The 17,603-nt window shown below is 43.2% G+C and carries 14 protein-coding genes; 9 read left to right on the top strand and 5 right to left on the bottom strand.

The features are described from left to right. The first annotated feature begins 145 nt into the window (after positions 1-145). From V7K40_RS24170 to V7K40_RS24155, 4 genes are all read left to right on the top strand, one after another. Positions 146-397, top strand: a complete 252-nt coding sequence (locus V7K40_RS24170; protein ID WP_334964229.1) for a hypothetical protein — start codon at positions 146-148, stop codon at positions 395-397. Positions 398-492: 95 nt separating this feature from the next. Beyond that, positions 493-2,097 carry a murein biosynthesis integral membrane protein MurJ gene (gene murJ / locus V7K40_RS24165; protein WP_334964227.1) on the top strand — a complete coding sequence of 535 codons (1,605 nt, stop codon included), beginning with the start codon at positions 493-495 and terminating at the stop codon, positions 2,095-2,097. 154 nt (positions 2,098-2,251) lie between these two features. After that, positions 2,252-2,764: a hypothetical protein gene (locus tag V7K40_RS24160; protein WP_334964225.1), complete on the top strand. Its 513-nt coding sequence runs from the start codon at positions 2,252-2,254 to the stop codon at positions 2,762-2,764. A gap of 221 nt (positions 2,765-2,985) precedes the next feature. Continuing rightward, complete coding sequence (locus V7K40_RS24155; protein WP_334964223.1) at positions 2,986-3,270, top strand: hypothetical protein; 285 nt, start codon at positions 2,986-2,988, stop codon at positions 3,268-3,270. Between the two features lie 451 nt (positions 3,271-3,721). Here V7K40_RS24155 and V7K40_RS24150 read toward each other — a convergent pair whose 3' ends face one another. The 4 genes from V7K40_RS24150 to V7K40_RS24135 form a co-directional block, all read right to left on the bottom strand. Then, entirely contained in the window at positions 3,722-6,646 is a 2,925-nt protein-coding gene (locus V7K40_RS24150; protein ID WP_334964221.1) for a DUF3769 domain-containing protein, read from the bottom strand. A gap of 196 nt (positions 6,647-6,842) precedes the next feature. Next, a complete protein-coding gene (locus V7K40_RS24145) occupies positions 6,843-6,959 on the bottom strand; it encodes a photosystem II reaction center protein I (RefSeq protein WP_273769737.1) in 117 nt (38 codons plus the stop codon). Positions 6,960-7,363: 404 nt separating this feature from the next. Continuing rightward, positions 7,364-8,065, bottom strand: a complete 702-nt coding sequence (locus V7K40_RS24140) for an acyltransferase (RefSeq protein WP_334964219.1) — start codon at positions 8,063-8,065, stop codon at positions 7,364-7,366. 1,228 nt (positions 8,066-9,293) lie between these two features. Continuing rightward, positions 9,294-9,458 (bottom strand): hypothetical protein, encoded by a 165-nt coding sequence (locus V7K40_RS24135; RefSeq protein ID WP_179063512.1) that lies wholly within the window; start codon positions 9,456-9,458, stop codon positions 9,294-9,296. A 558-nt stretch (positions 9,459-10,016) separates the two neighbouring features. On the opposite strand from V7K40_RS24135, the gene V7K40_RS24130 reads away from it, so the two are divergent. The 3 genes from V7K40_RS24130 (at position 10,017) to V7K40_RS24120 (ending at position 14,188) form a co-directional block, all read left to right on the top strand. Next, positions 10,017-10,340 carry a hypothetical protein gene (locus V7K40_RS24130; protein WP_298915345.1) on the top strand — a complete coding sequence of 108 codons (324 nt, stop codon included), beginning with the start codon at positions 10,017-10,019 and terminating at the stop codon, positions 10,338-10,340. 562 nt (positions 10,341-10,902) lie between these two features. Continuing rightward, positions 10,903-13,467, top strand: coding sequence for an alpha-glucan family phosphorylase (gene glgP, locus V7K40_RS24125; RefSeq protein ID WP_334964217.1), 2,565 nt, complete (start codon positions 10,903-10,905; stop codon positions 13,465-13,467). Positions 13,468-13,657: 190 nt separating this feature from the next. Further along, on the top strand, positions 13,658-14,188 hold the full coding sequence (locus tag V7K40_RS24120; protein WP_334964215.1) for a hypothetical protein: 531 nt from the start codon (positions 13,658-13,660) through the stop codon (positions 14,186-14,188). A 120-nt stretch (positions 14,189-14,308) separates the two neighbouring features. Here V7K40_RS24120 and V7K40_RS24115 read toward each other — a convergent pair whose 3' ends face one another. Further along, positions 14,309-15,043 carry a DUF429 domain-containing protein gene (locus V7K40_RS24115; protein ID WP_334964213.1) on the bottom strand — a complete coding sequence of 245 codons (735 nt, stop codon included), beginning with the start codon at positions 15,041-15,043 and terminating at the stop codon, positions 14,309-14,311. A 151-nt stretch (positions 15,044-15,194) separates the two neighbouring features. Between V7K40_RS24115 and V7K40_RS24110 the strand changes: the two genes are divergently transcribed. Both V7K40_RS24110 and V7K40_RS24105 read left to right on the top strand, forming a co-directional pair. Then, a complete protein-coding gene (locus V7K40_RS24110) occupies positions 15,195-16,454 on the top strand; it encodes a glycosyltransferase family 4 protein (RefSeq protein WP_334964211.1) in 1,260 nt (419 codons plus the stop codon). 112 nt (positions 16,455-16,566) lie between these two features. Continuing rightward, complete coding sequence (locus tag V7K40_RS24105) at positions 16,567-17,433, top strand: calcium-binding protein (protein ID WP_334964209.1); 867 nt, start codon at positions 16,567-16,569, stop codon at positions 17,431-17,433. Positions 17,434-17,603: the final 170 nt, after the last annotated feature.

Genomic DNA, 17,603 nt, shown 5'->3' with positions numbered 1-17,603 from the left:
AAAAACAAATCAAAGCAGTTATGATGTCTTAGAGGAACAGAAGAAACCTCTACTTATCCTCGCTCCCTTACGATCTAACCCCTTTTGAATCGTTATCTAACTAACTTGTAATTCGCTGTATCATAGCAATCTCAGGAATTTAATTTTGAGCGTAGGCACAGCCCGCACTTCTCTACGAGACGCTCTTGCTAGCAAGATCCCCGTAGAGGTACGGCAAAGCTACTTCGACTACTTCGGCTCCTTTCGGCTTACCTCGGCAACTCTTGGAGACGCTACGCGTAGCTTGCTTCCCCGCAGGGGTACGCTCAACACAAGCCACTCAGTACAAGTGCGCTCTGTACAAGTCAGTGACCACCGTAAGCATCGCTCTGCTTTCACCGTTGGTGTAGGCATTTAAAATCACTAATTTGTCAAAATTTACCTGACAAACTGCGGGATTTCAGGTTAAATGTTTTAAAGTATGCACTCTGCAAGAGTTGTCGGGTATAATTCGTGACACAACAAGACCAAAAACCCTCTCGTTCTTTCGCTGGAATTGCTGGCATTGTTGCCGCAGCCACATTAATTAGTAAAGTCTTCGGTTTAGTGCGGCAGCAAGCGATCGCTGCCGCTTTTGGTGTTGGTGCAGCTGCCACTGCCTATAGTTATGCCTATATTATCCCTGGCTTTCTATTAATATTACTAGGTGGCGTAAACGGCCCATTACACAGTGCAATTGTCAGCGTTTTAGCCAAGCGTCGGCGAGAAGAAGCGGCTCCCCTAGTGGAAACCGTGACAACGCTGGTGGGTGGATTGCTGTTGTTGGTGACAGTTGCTCAGATTTTCTTTGCGGATGCGATCATTGATTTCGTCGGTCAAGGTTTGGAAGAGACAACCAGAGCGATCGCAATTCAACAGATCCGGATTATGGCACCGATGGCTTTATTTGCCGGTTTAATTGGCATTGGCTTTGGTACTCTCAATACAGCCAATCAATATTGGTTACTCTCCATTAGTCCTTTATTATCCAGTATTACCGTTGTTGGCGGTCTTGGTATCTTGGCTATGCAACTGGGCAAGGACATTATTAAGCCGGAGTCCGCTTTAATCGGTGGAATGGTGTTAGCTTGGGGAACCTTGGCAGGAGCCATTCTCCAATGGTTAGTGCAGCTAATTGTCCAGTGGCGGTTAGGATTAGGCACATTACGCCTGCGGTTTGAGTTTAAATCTCCAGGCGTTCAAGAAGTAATTAAAATCATGACTCCGGCAACAATTTCCTCTGGAATGATGCCAATTAATGTCGCCACTGACCTTTATTTTGCCAGTCCTATCCCTGGTGCTGCGGCAGGATTTAACTATGCAAATCTATTAGTACAAACTCCTTTAGGGATTATTTCTAATATCATTTTGCTGCCCCTATTACCTATATTTGCCAAACTAGCTGGCCCAGAAAATTGGCCAGAGTTAAAATTACGCATTCGCCAAGGATTGCTACTGACTGCCTTCACCATGCTACCGTTAGGGGCACTGATGGTGTCGCTATCTGTACCTATTGTGCAGATGGTATATGAACGCGGTGCTTTCAAGCCAGAAGCTACACAACTAGTTTCATCATTGTTAGTCGCTTATGGGATTGGGATGTTTGTCTATTTGGGACGTGATGTTTTGGTGCGGGTATTCTATGCTTTAGGCGATGGACAGACACCTTTTCGTATCAGTGTTTTTAACATCTTGCTCAACATCTTATTAGATTGGTTTTTCGTTAAACCTTTTGGTGCTCCCGGTTTGGTGTTGGCAACAGTGGGTGTAAATTGCAGCTCAATATTAATGCTGTTATGGTTGCTTGATCACAGACTTAATGGTTTACCTTGGCGTGAGTGGAGTTTGCCGATTTTGGGTTTGACTGCTGGTAGCGTCGTCGCTGGGGTAGCAAGCTATGGGACTTTGGTTGGTTCTCAGCAGTTGTTAGGTAAAACGGGTTTACTGATATTGCTGTTGCAGTTGTGTGTATCTGGCTTCGTGGGGATTGCGGTGTTTGCTGCGATCGCTTCATCAATGAAAATAGCAGAGGTGAATATTTTTATATTTCGTCTACGTCAGCGCTTTTTGAAGAAGTAACTGTTATATTTGAAAATTTCAGTTGGTACACCCAAATGGGTGATTAATAATTCAGCCATTTGGGTGAGCCAGGTGTGCGAGGTTACATTTTGTAAAAAAAGAGATTCTAGTACTAGAGAATATTGATTTTACTAACTCTGGTGAGAAGAATTCTATGAAACTTACAAAATTAGCTGCGTCTTTCCTTGCTGTTGCTTCTATTGTCCTCTCAGCGGGAATTGCTTCTGCTCAAACTGCGGGTACAAACGGCAATTACATCGGTGCTGGTATTGCTGTTGGTGCAACCAGTGGCGGACAAGGAAACGATGAGGCACAACTTGGGGGTAATATTCAAGGACGGTACGCCGTTCCCAAAACACCTCTTTCACTGCGAGGTTCTGTGCTGTATGGTGGTGATGCTGCCGCAATTATGCCCATAGTGACTTACGATGCGCCCATCGCCAAAAATACTAATGTTTACTTAGGTGGTGGTTATTCTTTTGTAACTGACGAAGGTCAAAAAACCCCATTGGGCAATCAGAATGCACCTGTAGTCACCCTTGGTATTGAATCAGAAGTTAGAAACAATGTCATTGCCTATGGCGATACTAAATGGGGTATTGACGCCTACAGAAATAGTGATGCTGATGCTGTCAGCTTTCAAGCTGGATTAGGCTATCGCTTCTAGTGATTACAAGCTAGAAAACGGCTTATTCGGCAACTAAAGCAATGATGTTTGCCAGCCGTAATAGTAATTCATTAGTCATATCTGAGTATGAATACTCAGGTATGAACTTTTTTTTTAATCATTTTTATTTATGATTTTGAGAAAAAATTATATTGGCTAGTATTCATCCTTTCTCTTAAAGTGAAATGAGCAATCGTGAATACACGTATAAGATATTACTCATGAAAAAGATTAATCCCATTCCAGAAATACTGGGTGAAACAACTGATGTAGAATCTTGGCTAATTCGCGCTGGGCTAAGATTTTCAGACTTAGGCAACGATGCCGCCAGTATAGCAATCCGTAAGCAATGGCGAGAGTACCAAGCCGCAGTTCAAAGATGCTGTGCAACTCTACACCAACCACCGTCACGTGTTCAACTAAGCGGCGATTATGCCAACCTGAGAATACCTGGTAGTGCATTAACCAATTGTGCGATCGGCTGTCGAGTCGTGCCAAGTCCTTAGACTGGGCAAAAGATAGAAAATCTGTAAATAGAAAGTACCCATTGTGGCTAGAGAATCAAGTGTCGGGTAGGGCAACTGATAACTATTTGACCGTGCCAATTTTAGATTAAAAATTATTTCGGTTCATGCCCCGCTCCGTTAATTTTGGATTTTAACAGGACTTACGCAAAATCATGATAAAACGAACCGCAAAGGACGCAAAGGACACAAAGGAATAAGAGTTTCAAAGAGTTCTTGCGTAAGTCCTGTTTAAATAGAAGAATTGTTTAAATAAAAACACGGCGGTTTCTAAGTATTTTCTTCCAATCTAAAATCTAAAATCGTTCGACTGAGCGTAGCCCTTCGCGTAGCGTTCCGCAGGAAAGTCTAAAATCTAAAATTGATTGCCTCAAGCCAAAAAGTGGTCGGGGTAAATTCCATTATCCAAAATTTAAAATCCAAAATCGATTGACTAATAATCCTGTTGCACGCCACCTACTACTGGCTTAATTTCAGAAAATGGATCAGTGCCGCCACCCCAGTTAAAATCACTAATTCGAATGCTGAAGCCACCTAACTCCAGCACTGGATTATAACGTAAGGTGATGCCATAGGTGCGACGGCTATATTCCAAAATGTAGTCGGTGCTAGCTTCTCTACCAGTATCCAAGTTAACAGATGTTTGAAAGCCTAAGCGAAAAGGGCCGTAGATTTGCTGTGATATTCCGGCGCTCAACACTTTGTTATCAACGAAGCGATCAAACAAAAAGGGTGATAATCCGTTATTTAAGCCTTGAGAATAACTAATATTAAAGGCGGTATAGTCTAAAAAAGGTCGAGAGAAATGACCAATTTGCCCTTGTAAGCCAATTGTAGCAGTTAGGGTGCTTTGGTTGTCACTATTGGTGTAATAACTGGTAGTGCCCGTAAGAACAGCGAACGTTTGCAAGTAAGGAACTACAGGGTTAGCTGTGTATCGTAATCCCTCAGTGGCAGTGGGTGGTAATGGTTTTCCCTGCCACAGCAACAGCCCTTTACTGAGGGAAGCACTGGCTTGTAAACGACCTAGTGAAATGCGATCGTTTTCCCGCACTGGTTCTAGTAAGTCTTGGCGATCAGTGTTGGCATTGATATATCGAGCGCTTGCCTGATAGGTAAGGTTGATACCACTTTTTCCTAAAGGAATCACAGGAGAGGTAATAATGCCGCCAAGACTGCTCTGGACGGTTTGAAAGCCGAGAGTACCGTTGTAGAGACGATTGCGGTAGTTATATTGCAGACTCAAGATATGGGGAAGGGAAGTCCCTATTATTTGGCGCAATCCCAAATTCACTCGCAAATTATCTTCCACCTTGTTTAAGTCAAAACTGGTTAACTCCCCAGTCCCCTCAACTACTGCTCGTGGACTCAAAACAGAATTTATCTTTGTCTTTACAGCAAACAGTGCGCCTAAGTCACCCGTGCCTCCTTGCACAGCTCTCTGTACTAGCAACTGGGGCGTGATCGTCCAGCGAGTCTGGTCTGTATCGATCACTGGAAAACCACGCTCAATATACAAACCACCCCGATCTTTTCCATCATAGCCAGGGGAAACTATTGCAGGTGTAACGTCTCGTTCCCGGCGGTCAATAGTCCGCTCATTCACCGGAATTGGTAAGGAGAGTCTTTGATCCAATACCAAACGCTGCTTCTGTGTCCTGATGCGGTCTACCAAGGGTGATTCTCGCGTCAGAGTTACTGTATCTGCCCGTAATTCTAGTTCTGGGGGTGAAAAAGGATCATTGGTGATGCGGACATCCTTTGCTTGCCAGCCTTGGGGATAAAAGTCAATGTGTTCAGCTTCAAACCTGAGCCGCTTGACTACACCCCCTGTTTTTGGTGGCGGGATGTTAGTAGCGCCTGTCCGACCACCAATTGTCACATCAATTCCTCCAGGGCTGCTCACACCGGAAACGGGCTGATTGGCTATAATGCGATCGCTGGGCGGACGTTTTGGGACTCCACCAGCACTTACATCCGTGGATAAGAAAGCAAAATCTGTTTGTGCTGAGGGTACGTAAATTTCTCCTCTACCATTTAGCATTTCCCCACTGTCTTGAACAAAGTTATAGGTAAAGCGTTGTCCACGCAGTACCTGATCACCCCGTGTTAAAGTTACGTTGCCTTCCCCCGCAGCGATCAAGTTGTCTAAATTGACTTGCAGGCGATCGGCATCCACTACCGCCCCATCAAATCGCACAACTACATTCCCAACAGCTGTAATAATTCGTCGTTCCTCGTCATACTCTTGCCGATCTGAAGTGACTTCCACAATTCTCGGTCTGGCTGGCGCAGTTGTACCAGATGGTTGACCTTGTGGCTTATTAGTAGTATCCACCTGTGGTGTAGGTGTTAGTACTTGAGCTTGTTGCTGGATTTGGGAATTGAATTCTACAGTGAGGGGCGTTGAGAGTTGGTTTGTCGGACTGCGAGACTTGAATTTTATAAAATTTTGTACTGATTGAGAACTTGGTGCAAGATCAGCAGCAGATACAGAGATATTGTCTCTTCCTAGAGACTGTGGTGCAGTAATATCACTTTGCTGTTTTTGCTGGGTTAACTTCTCAGCTAAAATTTCCGCCTTGGATTCGACTAACCTGTTGCTGTTTGTGAGACTTGGCGCAATTTGAAGAGGACGCAAAGATTGAGCGACTTGGGGACTTGGGGAAACTCTATAGCTAAAGCTACCATTTAAAAAGGTTTGTTTTTCTTCACCACTAGAGTTGGGATCTGGCGATCGCTCACCGAGTTTTTGAGAAGGTTCACGTTTTGCGTCTCCCCATGCCACTTGGTTCAAGGTCGAGAACTCTCCGAAGTTGGGATGTTTGACCACAAGCCGCTTTGCATCTAGGTTGGAAGCCTCCGCTCCAACTTTTCTTGGCAACGCAGTCGCTTCGGTTTGCGTCTTTTGTTTGTGCAGCGACAACCTGAGGAGAAGTTCCGAGCGTCGGCGTCCGGCACTCAGACTTGTCTTTGTGTCTTCTTTATCTTGGCGATTAGAGGTTTTAACCTCCTGCGTGGGATTACCAACAACCAGCGACTGCCCCAAAAGTGCAGCACTTCCAGGTGCGGTGATCGCGGAAATTTCTAGTGGATGGGATACAGAGGGAGTTTTGACAACTACCAAGTCATATTGAGTTGAGTTGATCTCAGTTGACAATGGCGGATTACTGTTGGTGTCACCGGCAATTGCCAACTGAGTCAAATCTTTGGGCTGCTTGGATTTGTCTGTCTTTTCCTGCATTCCAGTCTCTACAACTGAAAGAAACTTTGTATAACTAGCAGATGGGGCGGGATTTACAGGTTGTAAAGATTCGAGGATCGGAGGCGGATCGGGTGGCAGAACTGGATGAAGCATATTTGAGCAAAATCGGGCTAACAAACAGCCAAATGACGGACGGAAGGATAAATATACATTATTGCCTTCTGACTGTCGCCTTCTGCTACCTGCTGCAAGCCACTTGGAGGAGGAAACTTACTAGGCGAAAGTTTAATAAGTTTCCGTGGCGTTTAGTATCTTCCGCCTTCCAAAGTCGCGGATGATTTATCGCCTTTTACTCTGAGTCCCGACGGCCGGGGTTACGAGCTGGGTCGTTCGACAAAAATCCGAAGACGAAGATAATTACGAAGAAGGCAACAACAATATAAACAGCGATTTTTAAAGTCAGCATAGAAATATCTCCAAGGGGTAAGACAAAGAAAGCTTTTCTTTCAGGATCTGCCATGCAGAAAAGATAGCTCCTTTATATTACCCAAATCTCGTCCCTTTTTTAGAGGACTCTAGGGACTTGGGACACTTCGACAAGCTCAGTGCATCGCTGGGGACTTGGAGATTAGGGACTAGCAGTGCCTACCCTACAGTTATTGAGAATGGTGCAAGATGTCAGTTGTCTGACTTTTAGATGCCCTTAAAAAATAACTCAGAGACTGTTTACTCTTGTGACGTTAACTGACGGCAAAGGTTTCCCAAAAAAGGTAACTATAGCTTACAGGGGATAGTTAATATTCCAAATGCCCCATAATGCCACTTGCTTTAAGTCGGGGAACCGTAAGGGCGCAGTGGCTCCCCAATGCCCTATTTTTCGGTTTGAACTTTTGCTAGGTCTTTGCCAATTCGGTTTTTGATTACTCGTGCAGGTATGCCTACAGCAACGGAGAAAGGAGGAATATCTTTATTGACAACTGTTCCCGCACCAATAACACTGCCTTTACCGATAGTAACCCCATCTAATACCGTTACTCCATGCCCTAGCCAACAGTCATCCTCAATCACAATTCCCTTGCGAGTAACACCTTGATATTTAATCGGCTCCATCGGATCAGCAAAATTATGATTATTGGCATATATCCCTGAGTGGGCAGCAATCATGCAATGTTTGCCAATTTTAATGTCTCCTGGCCCTTCAATACATACGTTGGGAGCAATGAAGGTGTCTTCATCAATATATATACACGTATCTTCCAAAGACCCTATATCAACGTTACGCTCAATAGCAACTCTATTTCCTAGATGAATTCTATTATTTTTGTGTCCTCTAGCATCCATCCGTACACCCTTAAAAATATATACTCCACTGCCTATCTCAATACAAGAAGTACCGTTAAATTCAACACCATTTTGAATATAAACTGGGCTGCCTATTTGAGCAAAAATACTACGATATCCCAAATTACGCAACTTCGGACCCAGAATGAGTGTAGGAATATCCCCTAACACAGTAGTTACTAAAAGTTCTTGCACGCGCTGCAATTTTGAAACATATTGCTCGTTATGCATGGCTACATATCTCTTCAATCAATTGTTGTTGACAGTATTGAAAGTTGTTTTGGCTGTATCCTAATCTTCTGCTAATACCAATAAATTTTGTATTTATTAATACATCAATTAAGTTGGCAGTATTACCGAAATTTACCCATATTTTTAAATGGTTTTCCAAATGTTGAAAAACTAAAGTCTGGCTTTGACTATGTGAGCAATTCCTTAATTTAGGTACGATAGAATTACTCAATTGATATACACAATTGATTTGGGTCGCTAGAAGCTTTTGTACCAGTCTATCAATTTTGGATTTTGGATTTTGGATTTTGGATTGACCCCAGCAAGATTGGGTGTGGGGCAAGCCGAATTTTGGATTTTGGATTTGTTCCGCCCACGCTTGGGTGGGGCATGAACCGAAATAATTTTTAACACTTCGGCTCCTTTACCTCGGCTTACCTCGACTTCGCTACTTCGGCTTACCTCGGCTTCGCCCTTCGACGCCGCTCAGGCTAAACTCGGCACAAGTCGCTCGGCACAAATCGGCAACTCTTGGAGACGCTGCGCGTAGCTTGCTTAAGAGCAGGGGTACGCTCAAGGCAAGTCGCTCAGTGTTAAAGCCAAGCGGACTTGTACTGAGAATCTCGGCTTGCTTCTCTTCGAGAGGCTGCGCCCTAAGCGTAGCTATGCCGCAGGCTTTACGACTGCGCCCTTCGACGCCGCTCAGGCTAAACTCAACACAAGTCGCTCAATGGAGCCGGCGTCGAAGTAGTCGAGGCTTTAATTCTTCAATTCTTTAATCTAAAATCGTTCGACTGAGCGACTTGCCTTGAGCGAAGCTGAAAGGAGCCGAAGTCTAAAATCTAAAATTGGCACAGTCAAGGCACGTAACAATTTTGCTTCTTTTTTACCAGTTCAATTAATCAAACAATATCAGTGCATTGCAGAGTCAAATATCAGACTATTAAATTGTCTGATGGGTAAATTTGCTAGTTAGATAGGCTACTGTTTTGGTTATCCGATAAATTTGAAAAGCTTGTTACGCAACTAGGGATGGAGTTGTTTGCCTTGAAGCTACTTTCTCTCAGGCGGTTTTAGTCTTTTGAAACAACTCAGTTCCACAAGCTATTTTGCAACAAAAAATACATTTAACTAGACTATATTTAAAGTTTAGATAAAATTTCTGCCTAGCATGACAATGTAATTATTGTTGGATTATTCTGGGCATTTTTGCCCAAATAAAATCCAATTAGGGTGGATTATCTCCCACATCAGCCATCACATTGAAATTAACCATCGGTGCAAACAAGTAAGCGCTTCCCCGACTGCTATGACGGCTTTCTTGCAACGAATTTCTAGAGTATGCTGCTCCAATCATGTTGCACACAGATGATTTACAGACTAACCAGTTCACGTTTGTAATTACATGAATGGTTTTTAATAACAATTGTTTTTAACGATAACACATTTTATTTTTAGTGGAACACTCTCAATAAATAAGTTGATTTCCTGGTTGCTTATTGATCACAATAGTGGAAATCAATTAACTTTTTTACTGGAGCGAACGCTACCTAAAATAATTTTATACACTTAGATTAAATTCATTGAAGATGGGAAGTTGAAAAATGCTGTAAGCGGTTAATTGGCATTTTGTCCATATTTCTATCGTTGCTTGTCTAAGTTATTTTATGATTGGGCGTTCAACTCAGAATGATATCTACTATACTTATGACACCCTCTTCCTCAAAATGCTAAAAATATTCCTCTTGCCTATTACTTATATCTAAAACATTTGTAAATCACCCATTCGGGTGATCCAAGCGGGTGATGCGTGCTTGGCACTACTCATTATAAATTTAATTTTATCGAGAGAAAGCTAAAACATAGCTTAGTTTTCAGGAGAAGTCCACAAAACAATATCAAATTGCTCAAATTGAGGTATCAGTTTTAACTCACACACTTGGTTCAAATTATGGCTTTAATTAAAGAAATTGTCGAAGAAGCTCTAACTATCGGCTATCTGAGTGTTGTAGCTGAAGATCAACTGCGATCGCAACTTCAAAGTAATTATGACTCAGAAGACCTAGATGCCTGGATCATTTTACAGCGGGCTATTGTGGCGGGTGATGTCAAGCAAGAGTCGCGCCGAAAAAAAGCTTCCCTCTCTCCTAAAGCTAAAGACGCTTCATCGAGTATCAAACTTGCTTATCAAATGGCAGCGGAGATTGCTTATGCAGCAGCTGTGGCTTTGTCAATGACAAAAAATACCAAAGATCAGCCTTCATTAGGCGCGTAAAATAACACGCTAAGAAGTTATTTTCCTAATTTAGTATCAAAAATTATACCAAGTAGTTAGCGTCGGCGTAGCCCGCTGCAGGTATCGCTTTTCCTGGTTAATTGCTTGGTAAGGTTTTCATGCGATTATTTATGGGGTTTACCTTCTGCTTTCTGCCCCCTGCCTTCTGACACTCCTTGTTTACCAGCGCCATTTTATTAAAAAATAATTAAAAATTTAATTTTCCTGGATACAGCTATGGGGAATTTTCACCCTCAGCTAAGACCTAGAATTGATCCCCAGAAGCAATACTAAAAAAAATATAAATTATTTATTCAAAACTAGATTTTTTTCAAGTGATCCAGTGCCAGTAAATGATTAAATCTTAATATACCAAGTACATGGCTGAGGGTAAGGCATAGAATTAGAAACACCTTGGTGTAAACTTTAGCAACGAGGTAAAGAATAATTCTCAATGCTTAACAAAGTCATCGCTTTTTCACAAAATACAGTATAAAGAATTGGCAACATTGGTAAAGAGAGTAAACAATAACCATAGCTAAACTTGGAGTTTTGCCAACCTATGCAGCCAATTCGCACATTTAACGTATCCCCTTCACTACCGCCGCGACTCGAACCACTGCGGCGGCTGGCACAGAACTTGCACTGGGATTGGAATGTTGAAACTAAAGATTTATTTCGTCGCTTAGACTCTGACCTATGGGAGTCTAGCCATCACAACCCGGTGTTAATGTTGGGTACTATCTCTCAATCACGGCTTCTGGAAGTTGTCGAAGATGAAGGCTTCCTAGCGCAAATGGATCGAGCTGACCGTCAGTTAGAAGATTATTTGCAAGAGCGCACCTGGTATCAGAAACAACGGGAGCAGAAACCGAAAGAATGTTACGCCTATTTTTCGGCGGAATTTGGACTTGTAGATTGTTTACCCGTCTATTCTGGAGGCTTGGGGGTTCTGGCGGGGGATCACCTCAAATCTGCCAGTGACTTGGGTCTACCGCTTGTAGGTGTAGGTTTACTGTACCAGCAAGGCTACTTTGCTCAGTACCTCAATGCCGATGGCTGGCAGCAGGAACGCTATCTGAGCAATGATTTCTACAATATGCCCTTGCATTTAGAGCGCAATCCCGATGGTTCAGAACTGCGGATTGCGGTAGATTATCCAGGACGCAAGGTGTATGCCAGAGTTTGGCGCGTACAGGTAGGAACGGTGCCCCTATATTTGATGGACACCAACATTGACCCCAACAATGTTTACGACCACGACATCACAGATCAGCTCTACGGTGGCGACATCGATATGCGTATCCACCAGGAAATCATGCTGGGGATCGGTGGTGTGCAAATGCTCAAAGCTTTGGGGCTGAAAGTCACCGCTTACCACATGAATGAAGGTCACGCCGCCTTCTCTGCCCTAGAGCGCATCCGCTTGCTGATTCAGGAAGAGGGACTCAATTATGCCCAAGCTAGACAGGTGGTGGCTTCCAGTAACATCTTTACTACGCATACACCAGTACCGGCGGGAATTGACTTGTTTGCTCCCGACAAAATGTTGTACTACTTAGGGTACTTTGCAGAGATATTTGGGTTGCCTAAAGAGCAATTTTTAGGACTGGGGCGCGAGAATACAGGTGATTTATCTGGGCCTTTCAGTATGGCGGTGCTGGCGCTGAAGATGGCAACATTTTCTAACGGTGTAGCACAACTGCATGGTGTAGTGTCACGGCAAATGTTCCAGGGCTTGTGGCAGAATGTGCCCGTAGAGGAAGTGCCGATCGCAGCAATTACCAATGGTGTCCATGCTCGGAGTTGTGTGGCGAAATCTACTCAAGAGTTGTACGATCGCTATTTGGGGCCAAATTGGTCATCAGCACCACCAGATAGTCCATTGTGGGAGCGGATGGACGCTATACCTGATGAGGAGTTGTGGCGCAATCACGAACGCTGCCGCTTAGATATGATTTTGTATGTGCGGGATCATTTGGTTAAGCATTTGAGCGATCGCGGCGCTTCTGCTTCCGAAATTACCCAAGCCCAAGAAGTTTTAGATCCTTATGCTTTCACCATTGGTTTTGCCCGTCGGTTTGCCACCTACAAACGCGCTACCCTCTGGATGCGTGATTTGGATCGCATTAAGCGGCTTTTGTTGGCTAACAAAGACCGGAAAGTGCAATTCGTGATTGCTGGTAAGGCGCATCCCAAGGATATTCCAGGTAAAGAACTCATCCGCGAAATCAATCACTTTATCCGTGAACAACATTTAGAAAAGCAGGTAGTGTTTGTTCCCAATTACGACATTCACATCTCCCGATTGATGGTTGCAGGTTGCGATATCTGGTTAAACACACCACGTCGTCCACGGGAAGCTTCTGGTACCAGTGGCATGAAAGCGGCAATGAATGGATTGCCGAATTTAAGTGTACTAGATGGCTGGTGGGATGAAGCTGATTACGTCCGCACAGGCTGGGCAATTGGACATGGAGAGAATTATGACGATCCCAACTACCAAGATGAAGTAGAAGCAAATGCTCTCTACGAGTTGTTAGAGAAAGAAGTTGTACCGCTATTTTATGAACATCGGGATACTGATGGCTTACCGCGTCCTTGGGTTGCGAAAATGAAGGATGCAATTCGGTTGAATTGTCCATTCTTTAATACAGCGCGGATGGTAGGAGAGTATGCCGGGCGAGCTTATTTCCCAGCTAGCGATCGCTATCATACCCTGACTGTTGATAACTATGCCCCAGCTAAAGAACTAGCTGCATGGAAGGAAAAACTGAGAGAACACTGGTTCAACATCAAAATCAAAGATATTGACATATCCGCAGCTTCAGACATTGAGGTTAACCAAACCGTTGCTGTCAAAGCCAAGGTTGACTTGGCAACTTTGACGAATGATGATGTGCAAGTGGAATTATATCAAGGTGCGATCGATCCCAATGGTGAGATTGTCAACGCTGTGTCAGTGGTAATGGATTACGAAGGTGAGGATGGACAGCAATTGGGTATTTACACAGCTAATATCACCTATACCGCTTCTGGTTTGCAAGGCTTGTCTTTGCGTGTATTGCCGAAAAATCAATACCTGGCTAATGCTTATGAACCAAGGTTGATTGCTTGGGCAGAGTAATAGTGCTGAGTAGTTATTGACTACTCAAGATTAGGCGTTGCTGATCTAAGTTTAGCAACGCCTTTTACTATGCTACGCAGTCACACCCAAAAAATAACTATTGCTAGAATTATTCCAGTCTCAGCTTTTTTTTGCTCCTTTTTCAACCCGTCGAACTCACGTCCTCTTAGGGGTTTCAAAGGCTATTTTTATGTCTCGTTCAAGTTTTCTAGTTACCCAAAACACACCACAGATTCAGCAAGGCATCCTCGACTTCTACCTGGAAAAGGCTGACAGGTTTCGGGCATACTTTCCAGGAGGGGAGGAGTTAAGTGGCAGCAGACCAGATTTTTTAGCGCTTGAGGAAGTGTCTGTACAACCTTGGTCAGGAATGGTGGGCTGTATAGTTGTTGAAGGCACTTTAACGTCAGCAGCAAGAGCGCTCATCAGAGAACGCGGAAAATTTGAGGAAGATCGCTCCTATCATCCTTTGCAACTATGGAGCTATGAGTTAATCAATGACACTGAGGTGTTACTGCGGATCGAAGACTTTTCGGTTTGGATGGTCTTCGCTACGCTCTCTGAGCTACAGAGCTTAGAGAAACAAAAGATTCCCGTCAGTGAATGGCAAGAAATTTCTTTTGAACCTGAGGAAGGGGTGACGCCATTGCCGATGGATGAAACTGACCTAGAGCAAATCACCCAGGCAATTAAGGAAACGTTTTTTCCCAAACACAATTAACTACAAATCTACAATACCCCCATTGATTAGTCTAGTTTACTAGGGATAAGATATTGCGACGCGATCGCAATATCTAAATCAGAAGCAAGGACTCTAAAGCAGCATACGCGAAGTCTTTACTCAAATTCTTTGAGGAATGATAATGTAGCCTGTGGTGCGATCGCCTAATACGAGATTACGTTGTTCTCCCCAATACCACCAATAAGCAGCAACATAAGCGCAGATAAGACTATCTAGCTTATCTTCGGTTGCTTTGAGGGCTGCGCCTGTGGTGGGGATTTCAAGAAGGAAGGAACCACAGAGGCGCAGAGGGCGCAGAGGAGGAGAGAAGGAGGGGAGAATATCGAGAAGATAATTTTGGAGTTTAATTAGTTCTAGACGGCGTTCATTGAGGCGTCCTTTTTTATATTTAAGGATGCGTTCTAAGTTGAATAGATTAACAATTGCTGGGTGGGGAAAGACTTCTATTTGATATCTGCTGAATTTTTGCGGTTCAATGGTGGGAGCGTGTGCAAAACCGCGTGATTCTAATTCTAAACCAAAGTTGATGGTGCGCTGTGCGAAGGGTAGATTTTGATTAGCTGGGTAGCATCCCGCATGATATTTACCAAAGTATTTGTGGCTGAGTTTGTCGGGGAGGCGACTCCCGTTAGCGTTAGGTATAAGGGTAGGTGCATCTACGGCAATAATGGCTGGTTCGTCTGCTTGTACGCTTTGATCGATCCAGATAAGGATGTCTGCAATGGCATCTTTGCGGTCTAGATCGAGCATTTGTAGTTGTCCATCTATCCATTCTAAACAGCACAGTCCACTTGGTTGCGATCGCCAGCCTAAATCAATGCCAATAAATTTCATGATTATAACACGAATTTATGATTATTTTCGCATTTTCGGGCAACCATTTACCTAAGTTTACTTGCTAAAAATCGTGGTAAATAATCTTATAATCTTAAGCAGCTTGTCTTAATTTATTTTATCTCGCAATAAATTAATCAAGATTATTCTAATGAAAATTTTATTTTTACATCCCAATTTTCCCTCGCAATTTCGCAACTTGGCGACAGTTTTAGGTAAAAATCCTAATTACAAAGTCGTCTTTGGGACAAATCGTCGTGAAGGAGAAATACCTGGCGTTTATAAAGCTATTTACACTCCTTCTCGTGAAGCTGCTCCCCAAACCCACCACTACGTTCGCAACCTGGAAAATGCTGTTCTCACTGCTCAAGCTATCTATCGCGTGGCAGAAAACTTAAAAGCTCAGGGTTTCGTTCCAGATATAGTTTATGGTCATTCTGGTTGGGGGCCGACTTTATTTATGAAAGATGTTTTCCCCAAAGCCGAATTATTGTGTTATTTCGAGTGGTTTTACCATGCTCATGGTTCGGATGCAGATTTTGATCCCAAGGAACCACTGAATGCTGATGATGAATGCCGCATCCGCGTAAAAAATGCGCCGATTTTGACTGATTTATATAGCTGCGATCGCGGACTTTCTCCGACGAATTGGCAGCGACAGCAGTTTCCTAAAGAATATCATAGCAAAATCACTGTAATTCATGATGGTATTGATACCAATTTTTTTGTCCCCAAACCAAACGCAAAGTTAGTTTTACCAAGAATCAATCTTGATCTTTCCCATGTGGAAGAGTTGGTAACTTATGTGGGACGGGGGATGGAACCTTATAGAGGTTTTCCGCAGTTTATGGAAACGGTGGCGCTAATTCAGCAGCGAAGACCTAAGTGCCATGTGGTAGTTGTAGGAGAAGATAGGGTGGCTTATGGAAAGAATCTCCCCGATGGTCAGACTTATAAAAAATTAATGCTAGAGAAATTATCTTTGGATTTATCGAGGCTCCATTTTACAGATAGGCTTCCTTACAATGAGTACCTTCAGGTTTTACAAGCTTCTTCTGCTCATGTTTATTTAACCCGTCCTTTTGTATTATCCTGGTCAATGTTAGAAGTCATGGCAGCAGGATGTTTACTAATAGCTTCTAAGACTCAGCCAGTATTGGAAGTCGTACAGGATGGGGTAAATGGACTGCTGGTAGATTTCTTTTCTCCGCAGAATATTGCTAATCGCGTTGAAGAGGCGCTAAATCATCCTCAGGAGATGAATGCAATTCGTGCCAATGCGCGAGAGACAATTTTGAAGCGTTATGATTTAGCAAAACTGTTACCACAGCATTTGCAATGGATGTTCGCTAGTAAAAGTTCTAATAGCTTGAAAAATCGCCCACCTTCTAAAGGATTTGGCAGAAATTAAATGAGTAGTTGGGGTTGAGTTTCTCGAAGTTTAATTGGAGTACACTGAAGTTTTTTGATTGGCAAAAACTAATGAAACTAGGATATTTACAAAGAATAAATTAATAGCCTCAATGCGAATTATTTTTACCATTGCCCATTTTTTTAAACCTAGCGGTGAGGGTCGTCATGCTTCCCAACGCAAAGACCCACAACCCCGCTTGCAGGCATTAACTAAAAGCCTTACCGCCTTACACCAATTATTTGGCAAATCTCAACGGATCATCAATATTGCTCAACGACTAGCTTTCCCTGCTAACCAACCCCAGTCGCATGAACTAGATATTGTTATTTGTACAACCAAAGATAATCATCTTCTGAATCAGCTTCCCTTACCATCTCATTTATACAAGCATCATTCTACTAATATAGAACCTCTGCTTTTGGGGTTTGAATGCCAAGCTGTTTTACAAAGTTGTCTCGGTCAGTATGATTACTACTGCTTTCTTGAAGATGACCTAATTATTTATGACCCTTGGTTTTTTATAAAATTAAACTGGTTTACCCAACAAGCGGGTGATTTAAATTTGCTCCAGCCAAATCGTTATGAAGTCTCTCCCCACGGTTTGGTTAACAAAGCTTACATTGATGGGGATTTGGCTTTACGAGTAACTGCTCCCTTTCAAAATGTGCAGGAGCAACAGGAACTCAAGGGTACAATTCTGAATGCACCAATTACCTTTCGTCGTGCCCTCAACCCTCACGCAGGCTGCTACTTTTTAAATGCAAATCAGATGGCTCAATGGGCTAATCAAACTTATTTTCTCGACCGCGATATTAGCTTTGTTGGGCCTCTAGAAAGTGCTGCCACGTTGGGAATTATGAAGACATTTCGCGTTTACAAAACCTCACCGGAGCAAGCAAATTTTTTGGAGATTCAGCACTTTGGAACTGGATTTCTGGGGCTAATTGGAGGACAGGTGGGTTTAGCAGAAAGGTAAATCGAATTTAAGAGTTTGGCTGAATGATTATCGTTAACTCAATTGCAAACGGCTAGAGTACCTTTTGTCAAACCAATTACCAAGCTAGCTTAACTTGATACTTGGCAATCATCAGATCGCAGGTGATTAATATCTGACTTTTCATGGGATCTGGAAAACCTCTCTCCAAA

The sequence above is a fragment of the Nostoc sp. genome, assembly GCF_036917195.1.
Taxonomy (GTDB): Bacteria; Cyanobacteriota; Cyanobacteriia; order Cyanobacteriales; family Nostocaceae; genus Nostoc.
Note: the sequence above shows the minus strand (reverse complement) of the source record. Positions and strands in the feature narration are given on the sequence as shown.

Excerpts from the sequence above, each read along its gene's own strand:
- V7K40_RS24160 (WP_334964225.1), top strand. The coding sequence starts at position 2,252 with ATGAAACTTACAAAATTAGCTGCGTCTTTCCTTGCTGTTGCTTCTATT.
- V7K40_RS24155 (WP_334964223.1), top strand. The coding sequence starts at position 2,986 with ATGAAAAAGATTAATCCCATTCCAGAAATACTGGGTGAAACAACTGAT.
- V7K40_RS24150 (WP_334964221.1), bottom strand. The coding sequence starts at position 6,646 with ATGCTTCATCCAGTTCTGCCACCCGATCCGCCTCCGATCCTCGAATCT.
- V7K40_RS24145 (WP_273769737.1), bottom strand. The coding sequence starts at position 6,959 with ATGCTGACTTTAAAAATCGCTGTTTATATTGTTGTTGCCTTCTTCGTA.
- V7K40_RS24140 (WP_334964219.1), bottom strand. The coding sequence starts at position 8,065 with ATGCATAACGAGCAATATGTTTCAAAATTGCAGCGCGTGCAAGAACTT.
- V7K40_RS24130 (WP_298915345.1), top strand. The coding sequence starts at position 10,017 with ATGGCTTTAATTAAAGAAATTGTCGAAGAAGCTCTAACTATCGGCTAT.
- glgP (WP_334964217.1), top strand. The coding sequence starts at position 10,903 with ATGCAGCCAATTCGCACATTTAACGTATCCCCTTCACTACCGCCGCGA.
- V7K40_RS24120 (WP_334964215.1), top strand. The coding sequence starts at position 13,658 with ATGTCTCGTTCAAGTTTTCTAGTTACCCAAAACACACCACAGATTCAG.
- V7K40_RS24115 (WP_334964213.1), bottom strand. The coding sequence starts at position 15,043 with ATGAAATTTATTGGCATTGATTTAGGCTGGCGATCGCAACCAAGTGGA.
- V7K40_RS24110 (WP_334964211.1), top strand. The coding sequence starts at position 15,195 with ATGAAAATTTTATTTTTACATCCCAATTTTCCCTCGCAATTTCGCAAC.
- V7K40_RS24105 (WP_334964209.1), top strand. The coding sequence starts at position 16,567 with ATGCGAATTATTTTTACCATTGCCCATTTTTTTAAACCTAGCGGTGAG.